Origin of the sequence: Clostridium sp. HBUAS56017, from assembly GCF_007115085.1 — a bacterium.
Lineage (GTDB): Bacteria > Bacillota > Clostridia > Clostridiales > Clostridiaceae > Clostridium > Clostridium cibarium.
In genome coordinates, this window is the sequence record NZ_SULK01000022.1 from 29,473 (window position 1) to 49,884 (window position 20,412).

Below are 20,412 nucleotides of genomic sequence, written 5' to 3' on the forward strand. Positions count from 1 at the left end.
AATAAACCGTTATTAAAAGAAATCGATTTAAAAAAAATAATTTTTGATGGTAATACAGATATTGATGAGAGATACTTTGATTATGATAATTTCCAATTTGCCTTACTTTCTATGAATATAGATGATTCTAATAGTGAAATTCATAGAATTAGCAGAAAAAACATAGTTGAGTATTTAAAATATTATGATGATATAGAAGTAATGGATATAGAAGGGTTTATAGGAATTTTATTTTGCGGTTTTAAGGAAAGAAGAGTAAAAAATACTTTAGGAGAACTGGTAAATAGAATAGATGAGGATGGAAGTAAGGGTGTATTTATAACTGTAGGAAAGCAAGTTAGTTGCATAAAGAAAATAGGACAATCATATAGACAGGCAAAAACTTTAGTTGATAAGAAGTTTTTGTATTTAGAAAATCGAATGATTTGGGATAAGGATACAAAAGAGCATAAATCTAATATTATATTAGATATTAAAAATCATATAAATAAAATTTATAGTTATGTAGAAGTAAGTGATCTAGATAGATTAAGAGAGGCTATGATAGATTTTAGAAAATATGTTGTTGAAAGAGAGTATTCAGAAAAACAAATAAAGATTATTGCTATTGAAATATTTATAGAACTTAAATCAAAATTAATTAAAGATTATAATTTAAGTGAAGGAGATTTCTTGAATAATGAGGAGATTATACAAGAAATATATAGCAGAGTAAGCTTGACCAGTACCATAAATTATTTAGTAGATAAGTTTGAAAATATAGCAAAAGAATTAGCTGTAGAGTCTCCAGAAAATAGCGTGAAAAGAATAATAAATTATATGGAGAAGAATTATTATAAAGATTTAAAGTTAGAAGCATTAGCTCATATTTTCAATTATAATAGCGCTTACTTAGGAAAACTTCTTAAAAATGCAATAGGAGAAAATTTCAATACTCACTTAGATAGGATAAGGATTGAGAAAGCTAAAGCATTACTTGTAAACGATAAGCTAAAGGTATATCAGGTTTGTGAGAAGGTTGGATATAAGAATATAGATTATTTCCATAGTAAATTTAAAAAATATGTTGGGACAAGTCCCCGTAATTATAAAAAAGAAAATGAAAAGATAAATACATTAGTAGAGATAGTTGATATGGCTGTTAGCGATAATTGTTAATAAAGAGTAATAATTTAGAGTAAAGGGTATATTTCATATAGAGATATGTGAGATATACCCTTATGTCTTTAGCGATACAGACCAACATTTGAATATTAAAGATAATACAAATAATTATTAGTTTTGTTAAGTACAGAAAATATTACCGTAAATTTAAGATGAGTTTTTGATAATAAAATTTAGCTGAATTAAAAAATAAAGAAAATTATAGAATCAGATATATGTATTTATATAGAATTATATATTAGACACTATTAAATTTGTAGAATAAAATAGAATTTGAGAAAATATAAATTTTAAATTAATTATTAAAATGCACAAACGAAAGAAGGAATTAAAAAAATGAATAATAGAAAAAAGAGCAGGAAATTTATATTTACTATTTTAACTATAAGTGTTATAGCAATTATATTAATTCCGATGTTATATTCATCTATATATCTAAGCGCTTTTTGGGATACTTATGGAAACATTGGTAATGTACCAGTAGCTTTTGTTAATATGGACAAGTCAGTTTCAAAAGATGGAAAAACCTATAACATAGGCAAGGAAGTAGAAGATAAGCTTGAAGATAATGACAAGGTGAAATGGAATTTTGTAAGTTATGAAGAAGCAAAGAATGGCGTGGAAGGTAAAGATTATTTTGCTATGATAGTTATACCATCAGATTTTTCAAAGAAACTTGCTGATTCCAATGATGGAAAATTTGATAAGCCAGAGGTAATATATGAAGGAAATAAAGGGAAAAACTATGTTTTCTATCAGATATCTGAAAAAGTAGCACAAAGCATTAAATCAGATGTAACTTCTAAAATTCAAGAAGAAACTTCAAAAGCTTTGGTGGACAAACTGTATAATATTAAGACTTCTTTAAATGATGCAGCCGATGGTGCAAATAAACTTCAAGATGGAACACAAATTCTTGCAAATGGAAGTCAAGATTTATCAAATGGGATGTTTAGTGCTTTAGAGGGATCAATATTACTTAAAGATGGATTAAAAGAAGCAACTAATGGTGAAAAAGCTCTTTCAAATGGAACAGATTCATTACTAGGTGGATTAAATCAGCTTAAAGATGGACTTTCTCAAAAAAATAGTGAAATAGGAAAACTTGTAAGTGGAGCAAGTGAGACTGCAAGTGGAGCAAAGAAAGTATCTGATGGAGCCAATTTAGCTTATACAAAAACTTCTGAGGCTAAAACACAACTTTCAGAAAAATCAAATTATGTAGCAGATAAAATTGCAGGTGTTTCAGATGGAGTTAGTAATGTTGATGATTTACTTGCTTCTATAATAGCAGATTATAATGCTAATGGGGGGAAATTAAGTGACAAGGCATCTAAGGAACTCATGGCTGCCAAAAATGTTACAAAGGCAATTAGGGATAAGGATATTAATACAAATATTGTAGAACCTCTTAGAACTTCTGCTGATGGATTGAATCCTTTAATAGATAGCCTTTATAGGTTGCAAGGAGGTGCAGCTTTAGTAGAATCGGGTACAGCAAAAGTTGCATATGGAACCAATAAGCTTGCAAGTGGTATCGATGAAAGTATGAATAAAGCTGTTGAAGGAACAAATAGGCTTATTGGTGGAGCTACAGAACTTAAAAATGGAAGTTCTAAATTATATAATGGATTAAATACAGCTACAGAAAAAACAGGACAGTTATCAAATGGATTATCAAAATTAAATAATGGTGCTGTAGCTTTAAATAATGGATTAGATACAGCTAATGATGGTGCTACTAAGCTTAAAGATGGATTAAATAATGGTTACAATGAGATTAATGATAAGTTAAAGTTTACATCTGATGATATGTCTAAGTTTATATCTGAACCAGTAGCTTTAAATGAAAATACTTTAAATGATGTTAAATATTATGGTGAAGGGTTAGCGCCATATTTTATATCTTTATCTTTATGGCTTGGAGGAATGTTTATAAATCTTCTTCTATCAATTGCTAAGGGATTAAAAATAACAGAAAATAAATATGCAAAGAGTTTTATTGGCAAATATAGTATTGGATTAGCTATAGCAATAGTGCAGGCTTTATTATTAAGTTTTGTTCTTGTGGAAGGATTAAAAATTGATACTGTAAATACAAGTTATTTTTATCTAAATAATATCTTAATATCAGTAGTATTCTTTAGTATGATGTATGGAGTATCTTATGCTATAGGAATTGTTGGAACACCAATTATATTTGTAATATTCCTATTACAGCTTGCTTCTTCAGGTGGGACATTCCCAATAGAAACTGCTCCTAAATTCTTTAGAATTATAGGTGAGTATCTTCCGTTTACATATTCTATTGGAATGTTAAGGATGACAATTGGAGGAATAAATTCTTCAGTATACTTAGAGAACTTTGGTATATTGCTAACTTTTATGGGTGCATTTTTAGTTGTAGGATTTATTATAAGAGCTATAATAAATACACTAAAAAACACTAAGACTATAAATATGTTCAAGAAAAATATTGGGTTTAAGGGTTTAGAAGAAAACATGTAGTTATCAAATCAATAAAAAGTTAAGTTTAAACAAAAAATAAGGTTTTAGTAGGGAGAATAGGTATATTTCACTTACTAAAACCTTTTATATTAATGAATGTTTTTTTAGATTATAAGAGTGTTTAAGAAGTTTAGAATTAATAAGGCATAACCTTCCATTGTATTATAGAAGGATCTAATATATAATTTCCCTAATATACAATGAAGCAATATAAAAGAATTTAAATGTAAAGTAATATTGTGATAGGAGTTAAGGCATGGAATTACTTCAGTTAAAATACTTTCAAGTTGTAGCAAAATTTCAGCATATAACCAAGGCTGCCAAGGAGTTAAATATTTCGCAACCCTCCCTTAGCATTATGATTTCAAGATTAGAAGCTGAACTTGGAACTCCTTTGTTTGATAGAAAGGCAAGGAATATTGAGCTTAATGAAGCAGGGAAAATGTTTTTAAAAAGAGTTAATACAATATTCAGTGAAATTAAAAGCGCAAAATTGGAAATAGAAAAAAAAATTAAACTAGATGAAAATAGTATTTCTTTAGTTACTGGAAATGCAAGGTTTTTATTTGGAATATTAACAGAGTTTTTAACAAGTTATCCTGAGGTTACTATTCATCAATTTTTAGGTAATAGAAATATATCACAGGATAGATTAATGACTGGAGAAGTGGATTTTTCTATGACATCACCACCAATAGATAGTAAAGAAATTGAAACTGTTATTTTAAAAGAAGATGAAATAGTTTTAGTTGTTCCACCAAATCATAGATTTTCAGATAGAAAAAGCATATTACTTTCAGAAGCAAAAGAAGAGAAATTTATATCTATAGCTAGAGCTTATACTTATAGGAGTATTACCGATAACTTATGTAGTCTTGCTGGATTTACTCCAAATATAATCTTTGAAGTTGATGATGTGCTTATATACGAAATGTTGCACCTAGGAAGAGGTGTTGCACTAATTCCTAAGTCCATTTGTGAAATGTATTCTAATAGTCCTCTTGTAGTTATACCAATTGAAAAACCAGTTTGTAATTTTACTATAGGATTATCTTGGCTTAAGAATAAGTATTTAACTAAAGCTGCTGAAAGTTTTAGAGATTTTGTTATAGAATATTATAGAAATAAATAAAGATTATAAAAATAGAATATATAGGATCAAAGTAAAGAAGAGGCTATTTCAAGATAGAAATTAAAATTTCTATCTTGAAATAGTCTTTTATATTTTACTGTTTTGTTTTACTAAAATGATGTAAGGCGTTGGAAATCTCCTTTGTACCTAAATTAATTAATCATCACTTAGCAATAAATGAAGAGATCGATATTTTTAAATTGACTAGTGGGAGAATAAGGTATAAAATTAACTTATTAAAATACATTTAAAAAGTATTTTAAAATGTGTTCGAGGGTTAATAGGAGGGGTATTATGAGGTATTTATTAGGATTAGATATTGGGACATCAGGAACAAAGACAGCATTATTTGATGAATATGGAAATACAATAAGAACAGCAACTTACGAGTATAATTTATTTCAACCACAAGTAGGTTGGGCAGAACAGGATCCAAATGATTGGTGGGAGGCTTCTGTTAAAGGAATTAAGAATGTTATAGAAAAAAGCAAAGTACAGGCATCTGATATTAAAGGAATAGGATTAAGCGGGCAAATGCATGGACTTGTTATGATTGATAAGGATAACAAAGTAATTAGAAATTCTATAATATGGTGTGATCAGAGGACCGAAAAAGAATGTGATTATATGACAGAAGTTATAGGCAAGGAAAGGTTAATTAAAATAACAGGAAATCCAGCTTTGACAGGATTTACTCTTTCAAAATTATTATGGATTAGAAATAATGAACCAGAAAATTATAAGAAGATACATAAAATTCTTCTTCCAAAAGATTATATAAGATTTAAGTTAACCGATATATTTGCGACAGAAGTGTCAGATGCCAGTGGGATGCAGATGTTAGATATAAATACTAGAGATTGGAGTCAAGAGTTGCTTGATGATTTGAGAATAGATAGAAGTATACTTGCAGATGTATATGAATCAGTTATTGTTAGTGGAAAAGTTACGGAAGAAGCAGCTAAGTTAACAGGATTAGCAGTAAATACACCCGTTGTTGGTGGCGCTGGAGATCAAGCGGCAGGAGCAATTGGAAATGGTATAGTAAGTGAGGGAATAATATCAACAACAATAGGTACATCTGGAGTTGTATTTGCGGCTACAAACACACCTAGGTTTGATAAGTTTGGAAGAGTTCATACATTATGTCATGCAGTGCCAAATAAGTGGCATGTAATGGGAGTAACTCAAGGAGCCGGACTTTCACTAAATTGGTTCAAAAAGACTTTTTGTCATAAAGATATAGAGGAAAGTGAGAAGCTAGGTAAAAATATATATGATATTTTAACTGAAAAAGCTAAAGATTCAAAACCGGGTGCTAACGGAATTATTTACTTGCCATATCTTATGGGAGAGAGGACACCACATATTGATCCAAATGTTAAGGGTGCATTTTTAGGAGTATCTTTAATAAATAATCATAATGATTTTATTAGATCTGTATTAGAAGGAGTAGGCTTTAGCTTAAAAAATTGTTTGGATATTATAGAGGATATGGATGTAAAGGTTGACCATATTAGAATAAGTGGTGGAGGTGCTGAAAGTGAAGTTTGGAGACAAATTTTGGCGGATATATTTCAATATCCATTAACTACAATTAAAGCTTCAGAAGGACCTGCTCTTGGAGTAGCAATACTAGCAGGGGTAGGAGCGGGAATATATGAATCTGTTGAGGAGGCTTGTTGCAAGATTGTAAAAGGCGGAGAGAAAGTAAGTCCTAATGAAGAGGTGAAAGAAGAATACTCAAAAGTATATAATTTATATAATTCTGCTTATCCAAGAGTAAAAGATTTTAATATTTAAACAAGGATGATAGTGGTATTATTAAAGAAAGTATTACTTATTAAAGAAGACTTGAGAGGAGTAAAAGTAGACTTGATAGATATAAATCATAGCAAAATAAAAGAAACCAATAGGAAGAAAATAATATCATTATTAATAAATGAAGAGGAAATCACTAAATTAGAGATTTCTAGAAAATTGAATATAAGTATAACAACAGTTTCAACTAATATAACTGAACTAAGGAGTGAAGGTTTTGTTGAAGAGGTAAGGTCATTAGAGTCAACGGGAGGAAGAAAAGCAATATCGTATAAGTTAAATGAGAAGTGCAAGTATTCTGTTGGAATAGCTTTAACTCCTAAGCATATAAAAATAGCCTTAGTTAATTTAAAGAAAACAATAGTAGATACTATAAAGATAAGGCACAACAATGAAGGAATAGAAAAAATAATATATTTAATTGAAGAGAACTTGCTTAAGATATTAAAGGATAATGGAATCAGTCTTGAAAAAGTGTTAGGAATTGGGATATCTATGCCGAGTACCGTAGATTTTAAAACTGGCACAATAAAAAATTGTTATTTTCTTGGTGTAAAAGAATTCAATATTAAAGAGAGATTTAGTCATCTTAATTTGCCTGTATATGTAGATAATGAAGCGAATTTATCTGCTTATTATGAATTTTTGAATAGAAAAGAGAAATTAAATAATTTATTATATGTTTCAATAACTGAGGGTCTTGGTCTTGGTATAGTAATAAACAGAAACATATATAGGGGAGATAATAGTGCTTCTGGGGAAATGGGACATATGAAAATAGTTATAGATGGGAAAGAATGCAAATGTGGGGCTAGAGGATGCTTAGAAGCTTATACGTCAACAAATGCTTTAATTGAAGAGTATAATAAAGACGAATCCTATGAGATAACAGATATAGAAGAGTTTGAAGAAAAACTTGTTGAAAAAGATGAAAAAGCAGAAAAGATAATGGAAAAGTATTTAGGAACACTAAGTGTAGGGATATCAAATTTAATTATGATTCTAGATTCAAATAGTGTAATTATAGGGGGGGATATAAACAATTTATTAGCCAACAAGATAGAGATCATAAGAAAAAATATTTATAGAAATAATTTATTTACAAATGAGAATAATTGCAATGTTAGTGTTGCTAGTTTCAAAGAGTCATATTTGCTAGGTGCAGCTATGACTTCTATTGAGGAATTTTTAGAAATTAGATAATAATTAGGTAAAATATAAGTAATTGGGGGAGTATAAAATGAAATTTTTTCTTGATACAGCAAATGTGGACTATATTAGAGAAGCAAATGAGATGGGGGTTATTTGTGGAGTTACAACTAATCCTTCTTTAGTAGCTAAGGAAGGCAGAGATTTTAATGAAGTTATAAAAGAAATAACAGAAATTGTAGATGGGCCAATAAGCGGAGAAGTAATTAGTGAAGATGCAGAAGGAATGATTAAAGAAGGAAGAGAAATTGCAGCAATCCATAAAAATATGATTGTAAAAATTCCAATGACAGGAGAAGGTCTTAAGGCTACAAAGGTTTTATCAAGTGAAGGTATTAAGACCAATGTGACTTTAATTTTTTCAGCTACTCAAGCGCTTTTAGCAGCTAATGCAGGGGCTACTTATGTAAGTCCATTTTTAGGTAGAATAGATGATATTTCAATGGATGGTATGGAACTTGTTAGAACAATTTCAGAAATCTTTGAAATACATGGTATAGAAACTATGATAATAGCAGCAAGTGTAAGAAATCCAATACATGTTATTGAGGCTGCAAGAGCAGGTGCTGATATAGCAACAGTTCCATATAACTTAGTGAAACAAATGATTAAGCATCCGTTGACAGATCAAGGATTAGAAAAGTTTAAGGCTGATTGGGCAGCTGCATTTGGTAAATAAGGAGGAGAATTATGAGTAAGAAGTTAGATTTGCTATCGATTAATGCAATAAGAATATTGTCGGCAGATGCTATTGAAAAGGCAAAGTCTGGACATCCAGGATTGCCACTTGGTGCAGCTACTATGGCATTTACCTTGTGGAAAAAGATGAATCATAATGGAAAAAGTCCTAAATGGAATAATAGAGATAGATTTATATTATCGGCAGGACATGGGTCGATGTTAGAGTATTCTTTATTACATCTTTTTGGATATGGATTAACAATTGAAGATATTAGGAGCTTTAGACAAATAGGCAGCTTGACACCAGGGCATCCAGAGTATGGACATACTAAAGGTGTTGAAATTACAACAGGACCACTTGGACAAGGCCTATGTAATGCTGTAGGTATGTCTATAGCAGAAACCCATCTTGCCAATAAGTTTAATAGAGATAATTTTAATATAGTAGATCATTATACCTATGCAATAGTTGGAGATGGCTGCTTAATGGAAGGCATATCAGGAGAAGCATCATCACTAGCAGGTACACTAGCACTTGGGAAATTAATTGTGTTATATGATTCAAACAATATTTCAATAGAAGGAAGTACAGACATAGCATTTAGAGAAGATGTAGCTAAGAGATATGAAGCTTATGGTTGGCAAGTAATTAAAGTATCAGATGGAAATGATATGGAGGAAATATCTAATGCTATTGACGAAGCTAAAAAAGAGACTTCTATGCCATCAATGATCATAGTTAAGAACAAAATTGGTTTTGGATGTCCAGCTAAACAAGGAAAAGCATCAGCTCATGGAGAACCTTTGGGAGCCGAAAATATAAAAGAATTAAAAGCTAACTTGGGATGGGAAGAAAAAGATTTTTATGTACCTGATGAAGTATATACTTATATGAATAAGTACATTAATGATGGAATTGAAAAAGAAGAAAAGTGGAATAATTTATTTGAAGATTATAAGAGAACTTATCCTGAACTTGCTAAAGAATATAGCAGATGGAATAATGAACAAATAAGTGAGGAGGAACTATTAGAAAATGAAGAGTTTTGGAGCTTTGATAAGGAAATGGCAACAAGAGAATCTTCAGGAGTGATTATAAATAGATTATCTAAATTAATCCCTAATTTAGTTGGGGGATCAGCTGATTTAGCTCCTTCAAATAAGACATACATGAAGGAAATGGGAGATTTTTCTGCAGAAGATAGGAGTGGTAGAAACTTTCATTTTGGTGTTAGAGAGCATGCTATGGCAGCTATAACTAATGGAATATATGCCCATGGAGGGTTAAAAGCATTTTGCTCTACTTTCTTTGTATTTAGTGACTATATGAAGGGAGCTATGAGGCTATCAGCTTTAATGAAACTTCCAGTAGTTTATGTTTTGACTCATGATAGCATAGGAGTAGGCGAAGATGGTCCAACTCATCAACCTATTGAACAATTAGCAGCACTAAGAAGTATGCCTAATATGACTGTTTTCAGGCCTGCTGATTCAAAGGAAGTTGCGGCTGCTTGGTATTATGCTATAACAAATAAGGAAACGCCAACATCACTAGTATTATCAAGGCAAAAGTTGCCTTTGTATGATGGTTCAGCAAAAAGAGCATTAAGAGGAGGATATATTCTTAAAAATTCCAAGAATGAAGTTCCGGATGTGATTTTAATGGCATCAGGTTCAGAAGTTGGATTGATATATAAGGCGTGGGATAGACTTGCAGAGTTAGGAATAGATGCAAGAATTATAAGCATTCCATCCTTCGAGGTTTTTGATGCTCAAGAGGAAGAATATAAAGAAAGCGTTATGCCGAAGAATGTAAGAAAACGAATAGCTGTTGAAGCATTAACTTCTTTTGGGTGGCATAAATATGTAGGGCTTGACGGAGAAGTTATTTCTTTAGATGAATTTGGAGCATCTGGTAAAGCGGATAAGTTGTTTGAGAAGTATGGTTTCACAGTTGATAATATTGTGAATAAGGCTGTAAAACTTGTTAAAAAATAAAGAGCGGAATTCATGAAATCTAGAAAAATTTTAAAGTATGAGCAAATAGAAGAAAATTGCTATCGAAGATAAAAAAAAGTGGCTTTGCCACTTTTTTTATTATCTTATAAAGTTGGTTGCTATTTTTTGTTCTTTTTTAGGAAGTGAAAGACCAGCATCCTTACCAGCTTGTATGGATTTTAAAAGCCAAGCCATATTTCTTCCTAAAGTTCTCATTGTTTGCATTCCTTCTAAATCTTGTTTTACTTCTTCGGGAGTGTTTCCGTGAACCATATTCCAGTATTGAGAAGATACAATAGGCATATTAGAAATAGAAAAATATTTATTTAACTGATCAAAAGTTGATGCAGCACCACCACGACGGCAACTTACAACTGCAGCACCAGGTTTGTATTGGAAACAGTTTCCCGCATAAAAAAATCTATCTAAAAAAGATGTAATTGAGCCAGATGGAGCTGCATAGTGAACAGGAGATCCAAAGATAAAAGCATCAGCTTCTTTGGCTTTTTCAAGTGCAATATTTACAGTATCATTGTTAAACACACATTTACCAGAATTAGTTTTAGAACATCCACCACACCCCATACATCCTCGAATAGGATCATTTCCTACATGAAATATTTCTGCTTCGATATTTTCTTTTTTTAATTCTTTAGCTACTTCGCTTAAAGCAGTGTAAGTACAACCCTGAGCTTTAGGGCTTCCATTAATGAGTAAAACCTTCATAATTAAACCACCTCATTTTATTTATATATAACTTAATAACTTTAATATATAGTATACAGCAAAAATGTAAAAAATACACAATATAGCCTTATATTATGAGGTATAGAAGAGAAGAAATGTTTAAAAAGAACATTAAAGAACAATTAATTATTAAGCAAAGTCGTGGAATAATAAGAATCGCTCATATTAACGTTTACAAGGAGGTGGTCAATATAGGAAAGAGAAGAAAAAATGAGAAAGTACTAGTTAACTTTAAATAAATTGAAATAATTCAATGTAAAAGCGGAAAATAATAAGTTGCAACTTTCTGAAAACGATATATAATAAAGATATAAACAAAAGAGAACAAAATAGAAAAAAATCAAACATATATACAAACAATAAATGTGTGGGAGGAGATAAACTTACTTTTGCATAATATATAGATGAAATTAAGTAAAGTAAGGTGAGGTAGAATGTTAAAGGAAGAAAGACAACAACTAATTTTAGAAACTGTAAATAGGCTTGGAATAATAAGAATTTCAGAACTAACAGAAAAGCTAGAAGCTACTGAAATGACACTAAGAAGAGACCTTAAGTATTTAGAAGAACAAGGTTTACTTGTAAGGATTCATGGTGGAGCAAGAAGTAAAGAAAATGTTAAATTTGAAGAATTGTCTCCTAATGAAAAAAGAACATTAAATATAGATAAGAAAATTGAAGTTGCAAAGATTGCAGCAAGTTTAATTAAGGAAAACGATATTGTTTATATTGGACCAGGAACAACAAGTGAACATATTTATGATTATATTAATGTTTCTTCTGCAAAAATTATAACAAATTGTCTTAATGTATTTGATAAGTTTAAGGATGATAAGAGATTTGAATTAATACTTATTGGAGGAAGGTTAAGGGAGAAAACAAGCACTTTTATTGGGAGTTTCGCAAATGAAGCTTTAGGAAAAATAAGAGTTAAGACAGCCTTTATAGGGGCAAATGGAATTTCTGATAATAATATTATGACTTCTAATGAAGAAGAAGGCGTTGGACAGAAGATTATTATGAACAATGCCATAAGTAGATATGTTATTTGTGATTCTACAAAAATAGAAAAAGAAGACTTTTTTACATTATATCAATTAGAAGATGTTACGGCTTTAGTAACAGATTCAGGAATTGATCCTGGTATGAAGAAGAAGTATTCAAGATATTGTAAAGTAATAGATAAGATAGAGGAGGAATAAAAGTGAAAGTTTTAATTGGTTCAGATAAAGCAGGAATAAAGTTAAAAGAATATTTAAAGGATTATTTATTAAAAAAGGGCCATGATGTATTGGATAAAACAGAAGATGAAGTGGATTTTGTAGATTCGGCAGATAGAGTTTGCAAAGGAATTTTATCTAATGAAGGGGATAGAGGAATATTAATAGATGAATATGGTGCTGGATCTTTTATGGCAGCTAACAAGCATAAAGGGATTATATGTGCAGAAGTTTCAGATGAACATTCAGCTTATATGACAAGAAGCCATAATAATACATCGATTATAGCAATTGGTTCAGGAATAGTAGGAGAAAAATTAGCAGAAGCATTAGTAGATGCATATTTAGAATCTGAATATGCTGGTGGAAGACATCAAATAAGAGTAGATATGTTGAATAAAATGTTATAAGAGGAGGAATAGAAGATGAGAATTGCAGTTGCATGTGACCATATTGTTACAGATAGAAAAATACATATAGTAGAGTACTTAACAGAGAAAGGACATGAGGTAATAGATTGTGGAACTTATGATCATGTAAGAACACATTACGCTATATTTGGAAAGAAAGCAGCTGAAAAAGTTGTATCTAAGGAAGCTGATTTAGGAGTAGTTCTTTGTGGGACAGGCGTTGGAATAAGTGCTTCTACAGCTAAGGTTGTAGGGACAAGAACAGCTTTAGTAAGGGATGTATCGACAGCTGTGTATGCTAAGAAGCATTTAAATGCAAATATAATTGCATTTGGTGGAAGAATAACAGGAGTTGGGTTAATGGAAAATATAATAGATGCTTTCCTAGAAACAAAATTTGAACCAACTGAAGAAGATAAAAAGATTATAGCTAAAATAGATGCTATAACAACTCAAAAGGATGATCAGTTTGGAAATGAACATTTCTTTGATGAATTTTTAGAAAAGTGGGACAGAGGAGAATATCACGATTAATAATAATAAATAGCTTGATTGGGAGGATGATTTTAAATGACTAGAGAAGAATTAGAATTAACAACAATTGAAATAGTAGCTTTTGCAGGAGATGCGAGAACTAAATATATAGAAGCTATGAATGCAGCTACAGATGGAGAATTTGATAAGGCAGAAAAATTAATAGAAGAGGGAAATGATTGTATCCAAGAAGCTCATAAAGTTCAAACAAATATGATCCAAATGGAAGCAAGAGGAGAAAAGGTAGATGTTAGTTTCTTGATGGTTCATGCACAAGATCACTTAATGACAGTGATGCTTTTAAGGGATGTTGTAAAGGGTTTCTTAAAATTAAGTAAGAAATGTAATTAGCCTAAAAAAATAATAAACGTCAGATAAAGTAGTTTATAGGGCGATTTATAGTAATCTAATCTGAGGAGGAATTATATAATGGGAAAGTTAATTAAACTAATTGAAAAGATGAAACCAGCCTTTGAAAAAATATCAAATAATCCGTATTTGAGAGCAATTAGAGATGGATTTATCGGTTGTATACCTGTTGTTTTATTTTCAAGTATATTCATATTAATCGCTTGTGTGCCTAATATATTTGATTTTTATTGGTCTGATGATGTAAGTAATATGCTTTGGAAAGCATATAACTATTCAATGGGAATATTAGCAGTTCTAATGGTAGCAACAATTGCTAAAAGTCTAGCAGATAATTTTAACAATAAATTACCTAAGCTTAGACAAATCAATCCAGTATCAGTAATGATTGTATCTATAAGTTGTTTCTTATTACTAAGTGTAGATTCTATTGAAGGTGGATTTTCAAGTACTTATATGGGAACAAAGGGATTATTATCAGCCTTTGTAGTAGCATTTATAGTTCCTAATATCTATAAAGTATGTGTTAAGAATAATGTTACCATAAAAATGCCAGATGAAGTTCCACATAATATATCACAAACTTTTGCAGATTTAATTCCATTAGCTCTATCAGTTTTATTCTTTTGGTTAGTAGATATAGGATTCAGAGATGTAGCTGGAATGAGTTTCAGTGCATGGATTTTAGAAGTGTTTAAGCCTTTATTTACAGCAGCAGATGGATATGCAGGATTAGCTGTAATATTTGGAGCTATGGCAATGTTCTGGTTTGTTGGTATTCATGGACCATCTATAGTAGAGCCAGCAGTAACAGCAATATATATAGCAAATGTTGATGCTAATTTAAAATTATTCCAATCTGGTGAACATGCAGTTAATGCATTGACTCATGGAACTTCATATTTCGTAGCAACTCTTGGAGGAACTGGTGCTACTTTAATGTTTACAGCTATGTGTGCCTTTATAGCTAAATCAAAACAATTAAAAGCAGTTGGTAGAACTTCTATTATTCCAGTACTATTTGCAGTAAATGAACCAATATTATTTGGTGCACCAATTGTATTAAATCCGATATTATTTGTACCATTTATTGTGACTCCAATAGTAAATGTATGGTTATTTAAATTCTTTATTGATGGTTTAGGAATGAATGGATTTATTTATACCTTACCATGGACAACCCCAGGTACAATAGGTTTAATTTTAGGAACAGGATTTGCAAAATTATCATTTGTACTAGCGCCCTTATTATTAGTAATTGACACTGTAATTTATTATCCATTCTTTAAGTACTATGATAGAGAATTACTTGCTAAGGAAGCTCAAATAGCTGTTGAAGGGGTAGAGGAAGTAGTACAAGTTAAAGAGGAAACTGTTAAACCTGCGTTAAAAGAGGTTAAGTTAGAAAGTAAAACAGATAAAGAATTAGCAGTATTAGTACTTTGTGCAAGTGGTGCTACAAGCAGTATGCTTGCAAAAGCAATATCAAAGGGCGCTAAAGAACATGGAGTAAACTTAGATTCAATAGCTATGGCTTATGGTCAACATAAAGAAAAGATAACAGATTTTGATCTAATTGTATTAGCCCCACAAATGGCATCAATGTATGACGAATTAAAGAGCGATTGTGATGCAAAGGGAACTAAATCAGCAACAACTTCAGGTCAAGAATATGTAAAATTAACTAGAGATCCAGATGCGGCATTAAAGTTTGCATTAGACTTAATAAATAAATAATATACACAACATAACAATAGTAATGGCAGGAGGTAATGAATAATATGAATAAATTTGAAGATGATTTCATATTTGGTGGAGCAACAGCAGCTTACCAAGTTGAAGGGGCAGCTAAAGAAGAAGGAAGAGGTCCATGTGAATGGGATGAATATTTAAATAGACCAGAAAGCAAATTTAATGGGGATGTAGCAAGTGATTTTTATCATAAGTATAAAGATGATCTTGAACTTTCAAATAAGTTTGGAGTGAATGGAATAAGAGTATCTATTTCATGGAGTAGAGTAATTCCAAATGGAGTAGGTGAAGTTAATCCTAAAGGTATTAAATATTACAATGATCTTATTGATGAATGCTTAAAGAACAATGTAGAACCTTTTGTAACATTACATCATTTTGATACACCATTACAATTATTTAAAAATGGTGACTGGTTAGATAGAAGGAATATAGATAACTTTGTTAATTTTGCAAAGGTATGCTTTGAGAATTTTGGAGACAGGGTTAAGCAGTGGGCAACATTTAATGAACCTTGGTCTGTAGCACAAAATGGATATATAATTGGGAACTTTCCACCAAGTATAAGATATGACATAGAAAAAGCTGTTCAAATTATGCATAATATGATGGTTGCTCATGCTAAAGTAATTGAATTATATAAGAGCATGAATTTAAATGGTGAAATTGGAATAGTTCACACTCTTGAAGGAAAGGTTCCGATAACAGATTCTGAGGAAGATAAAAGAGCAGCTTATTTAGATGATACATTAGCAAATAAATTTATGCTTGATGCATGCTTTAAAGGTGAGTACGCCAAAGAAACATTAGAAACAGTAAATGAAATACTTTCTAAAAATAATGGAAAGTTAGCAATTTATGATGGAGATATGGATGTGATTAAGGCAGCTGCTAAGAAAATTGATTTCTTAGGAATGAATTATTATTCTAGTCATTTTCTAAAGGCTTATGAAGGAGAAAGTAAAATTCATCATAATGGAACTGGTGAAAAAGGGACAAGTATCTTTGCCCTTAAAGGAATAGGTGCTCGTGTTAATAATCCAGAAGTTGAAACTACTGATTGGGATTGGCCAATCTATCCACAAGGAATGTATCAAACATTACTTAGAATAAAGAAGGATTATCCTAATTATAAAAAAGTATATATAGCTGAAAATGGAATGGGATATAAGGATGATTTTGTTGATGGAAAGATAGATGATACACCTCGTATAGAATATATTAAAAAACATTTTGAATACATTCTAAAAGCTATAGATGAAGGGGTTAATGTTAAAGGTTATTATGTATGGTCTTTAATGGATGTATTATCTTGGTCAAATGGATACAATAAACGTTATGGTTTATTTTATGTAGATTATAAAGATCAAAAGAGATATCCAAAGAAAAGTGCTTATTGGTATAAAAAGATTGTAGAAACTAAAGAACTAGTAGATTCAAATGAAATTGAATATTAGGAGATGATAGAAGATGATATTATCAACAAGAGAGATGCTTTTAAAGGCACAAAGAGAAGGTTATGCAGTTCCAGCATTTAATATTCATAATTTAGAGACATTACAAGTGGTTGTTGAAACTGCAATGGAGATGAAATCTCCAGTAATAATAGCAGGAACTCCATCCACAATAGAAGAATATGCTGGACCAGACTATGTAAAGGCTATGGCAGAAGTAGCGGCAGGGAAATATGAGATACCTATAGCTATACACTTAGATCATTTTGAAGATGTTGAGGCCATTAAAAGAGATATAGATATTGGGTTTAGATCTTGTATGATCGATGCTTCTAAGAAGCCTTTTGAAGAGAATATAGCAATTGTTAAGGAAGTTGTTGAATATGCTCATGAATATGATGCTGTTGTAGAAGCTGAACTTGGAAAACTAGGTGGAAGAGAAGATGATTTAGTTGTAGATGAAAAAGATACAATGTACACAAATCCTGATGATGCTGCAGAATTCGTAAAAAGGACAGGAGTAGACTCATTAGCTGTTGCAATAGGCACAGCTCATGGGTTATACAAAGGAGAACCAAAGCTTGATTTTGAAAGATTAAAAGAAATAAGAAATAAAGTTAGTATACCATTAGTACTTCATGGGGCATCGGATGTGCCAGATGAGTTAGTAAAGAAGGCCATTTCTCTTGGAATATGCAAAGTTAATGTTGCAACTGATTTAAAGATTCCATTTTCAGATGCAGTAAAGGAATTTTTTAAAGAAAATCCAAAGGAGAATGATCCTAGAAAATATATGACTCCTGGAAAAGATGCTATGAAAAAGATAGTAAAACATAAGATTGAAGTATGCGGAAGTGCAAATAGATATTAAAAATAGGACTAGCATATATAGAACAAATAATTGTCGATATGCGATGGAAAGATATAAAAAAAATCTTAGGAATAGATATACTAAACCTAAGACAAGTAAAAATAAATAAAAAAATTGTACAGATTAATATTAAAACATAAAATAAAAAAACACAATAGAAGAGGCGTAGAATTTAATAATCTACGCCTTTATAAGAATCAGGATACTAGCGGAGATATAAAAATATTTGATTGATTAGTAATGGTACACCATAAAAGGAGAAAAAATATGATATTAGTTATAAACTTGAATGCATCAATAGATAAAAGATATGAGATTAAAGACATAGAAAAAGGTCAAGTAATGAGAGCAAGGACTGTAGAAAATACACCTGGGGGCAAAGGTTTACATGTTGCTAATGTAGCTACTATCCTAAAGGAAAATTGCATAGCAACGGGGTTTCTTGGTGGGAAAAGTGGAGAGTTTATACAAGAAAAGCTTCAAGATTATGGAGTGAAGCAGGATTTTGTAAAAATTAATGGAGAAACAAGAGAATGTTTAGCTTTTATAACAGATGATCTTGTACAAACGGAAATACTGGAACCAGGACCTGAAGTTAGCATAGAAGAACAGCAAGAATTTCTAGAAAAATATGAAAGTCTGCTTTCTCTATCTAGTGTAGTTGTAGCCTCAGGAAGTGTTCCTAGAAATATTCCTGTTGACTTCTATAAGAAGTTAATAGAAATGGCAAATTCTCAAGGCAAAAAGTTTTTGCTAGATAGTAGTGGCGAACTTTTAAGAGAAGGTGTTAAAGGAATGCCTTACTTTATTAAACCTAACAGAGATGAGATAGAAGTATTAACAGGAAGAAAAATTACATGTGTAGAAGATGCAATAAGAGAGATTAAGGAATTTCAAAAAAGTGGAATAAAGTTTGTTGCAATATCTTTAGGAGAAGAAGGCTCAATAGCTGGCTATGAAGGAAAATTTTATAAAGTAACATTTCCTCAAGTTCAGGTAGTTAATACAGTTGGGTCAGGAGATTCATATGTAGCAGGAATAGCAGTTGCATTAGAAAGAGGATATGGGATAAAAGAAATACTGCAATTGGCTTCAGCTTGTGGAACAGCAAATGCTATAGAGAAGGAAACAGGTTGTGTAAAAGAAAATGTAGTTAATGAATTACTTGAAAAAGTTGTAGTTGAAGAAATCTAATATATTATGATTCGCTATATTATAAATCCAATATTTTACAGGGGGGGGAAAAAGTATGTTTAAAAAAAGTATTAAAGCCATTATATCAGGAGTTCTTAGTTTATCAGTGTTAACAGGGGTTGCCCTTGGAATTGCTTCAAAGCCAATACCTGTACAAGCTGCTACTACCTTTGCAAAAGGAGCTGATATTGGTTGGTTAAATCAATTGGAGAATAAAGGAGTAAAGTGGCAAAATGACAATGGAGCTCAACAAGACGCACTTCAAATCCTAAAAGATCATGGAATTGATTCTGTAAGACTAAGAGTATTTGTTAATCCGCCATCAAATTTTCAATGGACTAAAAATGATGGAACAAGTTGTATATTAGGTTATGCAGATACAACTGGTGTAATCTATATGGCTAAGCGTGCAAAGGCGCTTGGGATGAGAGTAATGCTTGATTTTCATTATAGTGACCATTTTGCAGATCCAGCTTATCAAGACAAACCTTTAGCATGGGTAAATCATGATTTTAATCAACTAAAAAAAGATGTTTATAGTCACACATATTATGTTATGAATGCATTGAAAAATGCTGGAGTAACTCCAGAATGGGTACAGATAGGAAATGAAACAAATTCAGGGATGTTATGGCCTACAGCAAGTACTTCAAACTATAGTAACTGGGCTCAATTAATTAATCAGGGGTATGATGCAATCAAGGCAGTAAGTCCATCTTCAAAGACTATTATTCACTTATCTAATGGGGCTGATAATAGTTTATATAGAAGTGTTTTTGATGGACTTAAAGCAGCGGGAGCTAAATACGATGTGATAGGAATGTCATATTATCCATATTGGAATAACGTTGATTATACTAAAAATATTAATGCATTAGGTAACAATTTAAATGATATGGTAGCTCGTTATGGAAAAGAAGTTATGATTTGTGAAGTTGGAGGACTTGAAAGTAATCCTACAAATACTTATAACATGGTTAAAGCAGTAATAAATAAAGTAAAAGCTGTTCCAAATGGAAAGGGACTAGGTGTATTCTATTGGGAACCTGAGGCTAATTCAAGTGTTCTTCCTGATAAGTATCCATTAGGAGCAACAACTAAAGTGTCTAATAATGTTCTAAAATTCTCAACAGCAATAGACGCATTTAAATAAAAATAAGAGGTGCCTTATTTAATAAGAGTGACTCTTTTAATAGAATTTCTGAGTTTAAATTGATATAAACTAGCTTAGTCTTAGGTGCTAAGCTAGTTTTTTATAAATTATATTTACAAAGAATATAGTAAAATATAGAATAAAAAGTAATGAATAAAATTTTTAAAATATAGAATGTGTTATTTAGGAGGAGTT

At 30.9% G+C, this 20,412-nt stretch carries 18 protein-coding genes; 17 read left to right on the top strand and 1 reads right to left on the bottom strand.

Annotated elements, in window-relative coordinates; translation table 11 throughout:
* The 7 genes from FAY47_RS16165 to tkt all read left to right on the top strand — a co-directional run.
* A partial coding sequence (locus FAY47_RS16165) for a helix-turn-helix domain-containing protein (protein ID WP_243129643.1) occupies positions 1–1,158 on the top strand: 1,158 nt, incomplete at its 5' end.
* 342 nt (positions 1,159–1,500) lie between these two features.
* Entirely contained in the window at positions 1,501–3,672 is a 2,172-nt protein-coding gene (locus tag FAY47_RS16170; protein ID WP_143317946.1) for a YhgE/Pip domain-containing protein, read from the top strand.
* Positions 3,673–3,928: 256 nt separating this feature from the next.
* Complete coding sequence (locus FAY47_RS16175) at positions 3,929–4,804, top strand: LysR family transcriptional regulator (protein WP_143317947.1); 876 nt, start codon at positions 3,929–3,931, stop codon at positions 4,802–4,804.
* Positions 4,805–5,098: 294 nt separating this feature from the next.
* Positions 5,099–6,607 (top strand): xylulokinase, encoded by a 1,509-nt coding sequence (xylB, locus tag FAY47_RS16180; RefSeq protein ID WP_143317949.1) that lies wholly within the window; start codon positions 5,099–5,101, stop codon positions 6,605–6,607.
* Between the two features lie 72 nt (positions 6,608–6,679).
* A complete protein-coding gene (locus FAY47_RS16185; protein ID WP_143317992.1) occupies positions 6,680–7,828 on the top strand; it encodes an ROK family transcriptional regulator in 1,149 nt (382 codons plus the stop codon).
* A gap of 37 nt (positions 7,829–7,865) precedes the next feature.
* Entirely contained in the window at positions 7,866–8,513 is a 648-nt protein-coding gene (gene fsa, locus FAY47_RS16190) for a fructose-6-phosphate aldolase (protein ID WP_143317950.1), read from the top strand.
* Positions 8,514–8,524: 11 nt separating this feature from the next.
* Entirely contained in the window at positions 8,525–10,513 is a 1,989-nt protein-coding gene (gene tkt / locus FAY47_RS16195; protein ID WP_143317952.1) for a transketolase, read from the top strand.
* Between the two features lie 99 nt (positions 10,514–10,612).
* Here tkt and FAY47_RS16200 read toward each other — a convergent pair whose 3' ends face one another.
* Positions 10,613–11,239: a flavodoxin family protein gene (locus FAY47_RS16200; protein WP_143317954.1), complete on the bottom strand. Its 627-nt coding sequence runs from the start codon at positions 11,237–11,239 to the stop codon at positions 10,613–10,615.
* A gap of 95 nt (positions 11,240–11,334) precedes the next feature.
* On the opposite strand from FAY47_RS16200, the gene FAY47_RS20420 reads away from it, so the two are divergent.
* The 10 genes from FAY47_RS20420 to FAY47_RS16245 all read left to right on the top strand — a co-directional run bounded on the left by FAY47_RS20420 (position 11,335) and on the right by FAY47_RS16245 (position 20,217).
* Positions 11,335–11,499, top strand: a complete 165-nt coding sequence (locus FAY47_RS20420) for a hypothetical protein (RefSeq protein WP_207706261.1) — start codon at positions 11,335–11,337, stop codon at positions 11,497–11,499.
* A gap of 195 nt (positions 11,500–11,694) precedes the next feature.
* Positions 11,695–12,462, top strand: coding sequence for a DeoR/GlpR family DNA-binding transcription regulator (locus FAY47_RS16205; RefSeq protein ID WP_143317955.1), 768 nt, complete (start codon positions 11,695–11,697; stop codon positions 12,460–12,462).
* 2 nt (positions 12,463–12,464) lie between these two features.
* A complete protein-coding gene (lacA, locus tag FAY47_RS16210) occupies positions 12,465–12,890 on the top strand; it encodes a galactose-6-phosphate isomerase subunit LacA (protein WP_143317957.1) in 426 nt (141 codons plus the stop codon).
* A 15-nt stretch (positions 12,891–12,905) separates the two neighbouring features.
* Positions 12,906–13,424 carry a galactose-6-phosphate isomerase subunit LacB gene (gene lacB / locus FAY47_RS16215; RefSeq protein ID WP_143317958.1) on the top strand — a complete coding sequence of 173 codons (519 nt, stop codon included), beginning with the start codon at positions 12,906–12,908 and terminating at the stop codon, positions 13,422–13,424.
* Between the two features lie 36 nt (positions 13,425–13,460).
* Positions 13,461–13,775 carry a PTS lactose/cellobiose transporter subunit IIA gene (locus FAY47_RS16220; protein WP_143317960.1) on the top strand — a complete coding sequence of 105 codons (315 nt, stop codon included), beginning with the start codon at positions 13,461–13,463 and terminating at the stop codon, positions 13,773–13,775.
* A 78-nt stretch (positions 13,776–13,853) separates the two neighbouring features.
* Complete coding sequence (locus tag FAY47_RS16225) at positions 13,854–15,530, top strand: PTS lactose transporter subunit IIBC (RefSeq protein WP_143317961.1); 1,677 nt, start codon at positions 13,854–13,856, stop codon at positions 15,528–15,530.
* 44 nt (positions 15,531–15,574) lie between these two features.
* Positions 15,575–17,002: a 6-phospho-beta-galactosidase gene (gene lacG, locus FAY47_RS16230; protein ID WP_143317963.1), complete on the top strand. Its 1,428-nt coding sequence runs from the start codon at positions 15,575–15,577 to the stop codon at positions 17,000–17,002.
* A gap of 13 nt (positions 17,003–17,015) precedes the next feature.
* A complete protein-coding gene (locus FAY47_RS16235) occupies positions 17,016–17,870 on the top strand; it encodes a tagatose bisphosphate family class II aldolase (protein WP_143317964.1) in 855 nt (284 codons plus the stop codon).
* 267 nt (positions 17,871–18,137) lie between these two features.
* Positions 18,138–19,064 carry a 1-phosphofructokinase family hexose kinase gene (locus FAY47_RS16240; protein WP_143317965.1) on the top strand — a complete coding sequence of 309 codons (927 nt, stop codon included), beginning with the start codon at positions 18,138–18,140 and terminating at the stop codon, positions 19,062–19,064.
* A gap of 55 nt (positions 19,065–19,119) precedes the next feature.
* On the top strand, positions 19,120–20,217 hold the full coding sequence (locus FAY47_RS16245; RefSeq protein ID WP_143317967.1) for a glycosyl hydrolase 53 family protein: 1,098 nt from the start codon (positions 19,120–19,122) through the stop codon (positions 20,215–20,217).
* Positions 20,218–20,412: the final 195 nt, after the last annotated feature.

Coding starts and splice junctions, on each gene's coding strand:
- FAY47_RS16170 (WP_143317946.1), top strand. CDS start 1,501: ATGAATAATAGAAAAAAGAGCAGGAAATTTATATTTACTATTTTAACT.
- FAY47_RS16175 (WP_143317947.1), top strand. CDS start 3,929: ATGGAATTACTTCAGTTAAAATACTTTCAAGTTGTAGCAAAATTTCAG.
- xylB (WP_143317949.1), top strand. CDS start 5,099: ATGAGGTATTTATTAGGATTAGATATTGGGACATCAGGAACAAAGACA.
- fsa (WP_143317950.1), top strand. CDS start 7,866: ATGAAATTTTTTCTTGATACAGCAAATGTGGACTATATTAGAGAAGCA.
- tkt (WP_143317952.1), top strand. CDS start 8,525: ATGAGTAAGAAGTTAGATTTGCTATCGATTAATGCAATAAGAATATTG.
- FAY47_RS16200 (WP_143317954.1), bottom strand. CDS start 11,239: ATGAAGGTTTTACTCATTAATGGAAGCCCTAAAGCTCAGGGTTGTACT.
- FAY47_RS20420 (WP_207706261.1), top strand. CDS start 11,335: ATGAGGTATAGAAGAGAAGAAATGTTTAAAAAGAACATTAAAGAACAA.
- FAY47_RS16205 (WP_143317955.1), top strand. CDS start 11,695: ATGTTAAAGGAAGAAAGACAACAACTAATTTTAGAAACTGTAAATAGG.
- lacB (WP_143317958.1), top strand. CDS start 12,906: ATGAGAATTGCAGTTGCATGTGACCATATTGTTACAGATAGAAAAATA.
- FAY47_RS16220 (WP_143317960.1), top strand. CDS start 13,461: ATGACTAGAGAAGAATTAGAATTAACAACAATTGAAATAGTAGCTTTT.
- FAY47_RS16225 (WP_143317961.1), top strand. CDS start 13,854: ATGGGAAAGTTAATTAAACTAATTGAAAAGATGAAACCAGCCTTTGAA.
- lacG (WP_143317963.1), top strand. CDS start 15,575: ATGAATAAATTTGAAGATGATTTCATATTTGGTGGAGCAACAGCAGCT.
- FAY47_RS16235 (WP_143317964.1), top strand. CDS start 17,016: ATGATATTATCAACAAGAGAGATGCTTTTAAAGGCACAAAGAGAAGGT.
- FAY47_RS16240 (WP_143317965.1), top strand. CDS start 18,138: ATGATATTAGTTATAAACTTGAATGCATCAATAGATAAAAGATATGAG.
- FAY47_RS16245 (WP_143317967.1), top strand. CDS start 19,120: ATGTTTAAAAAAAGTATTAAAGCCATTATATCAGGAGTTCTTAGTTTA.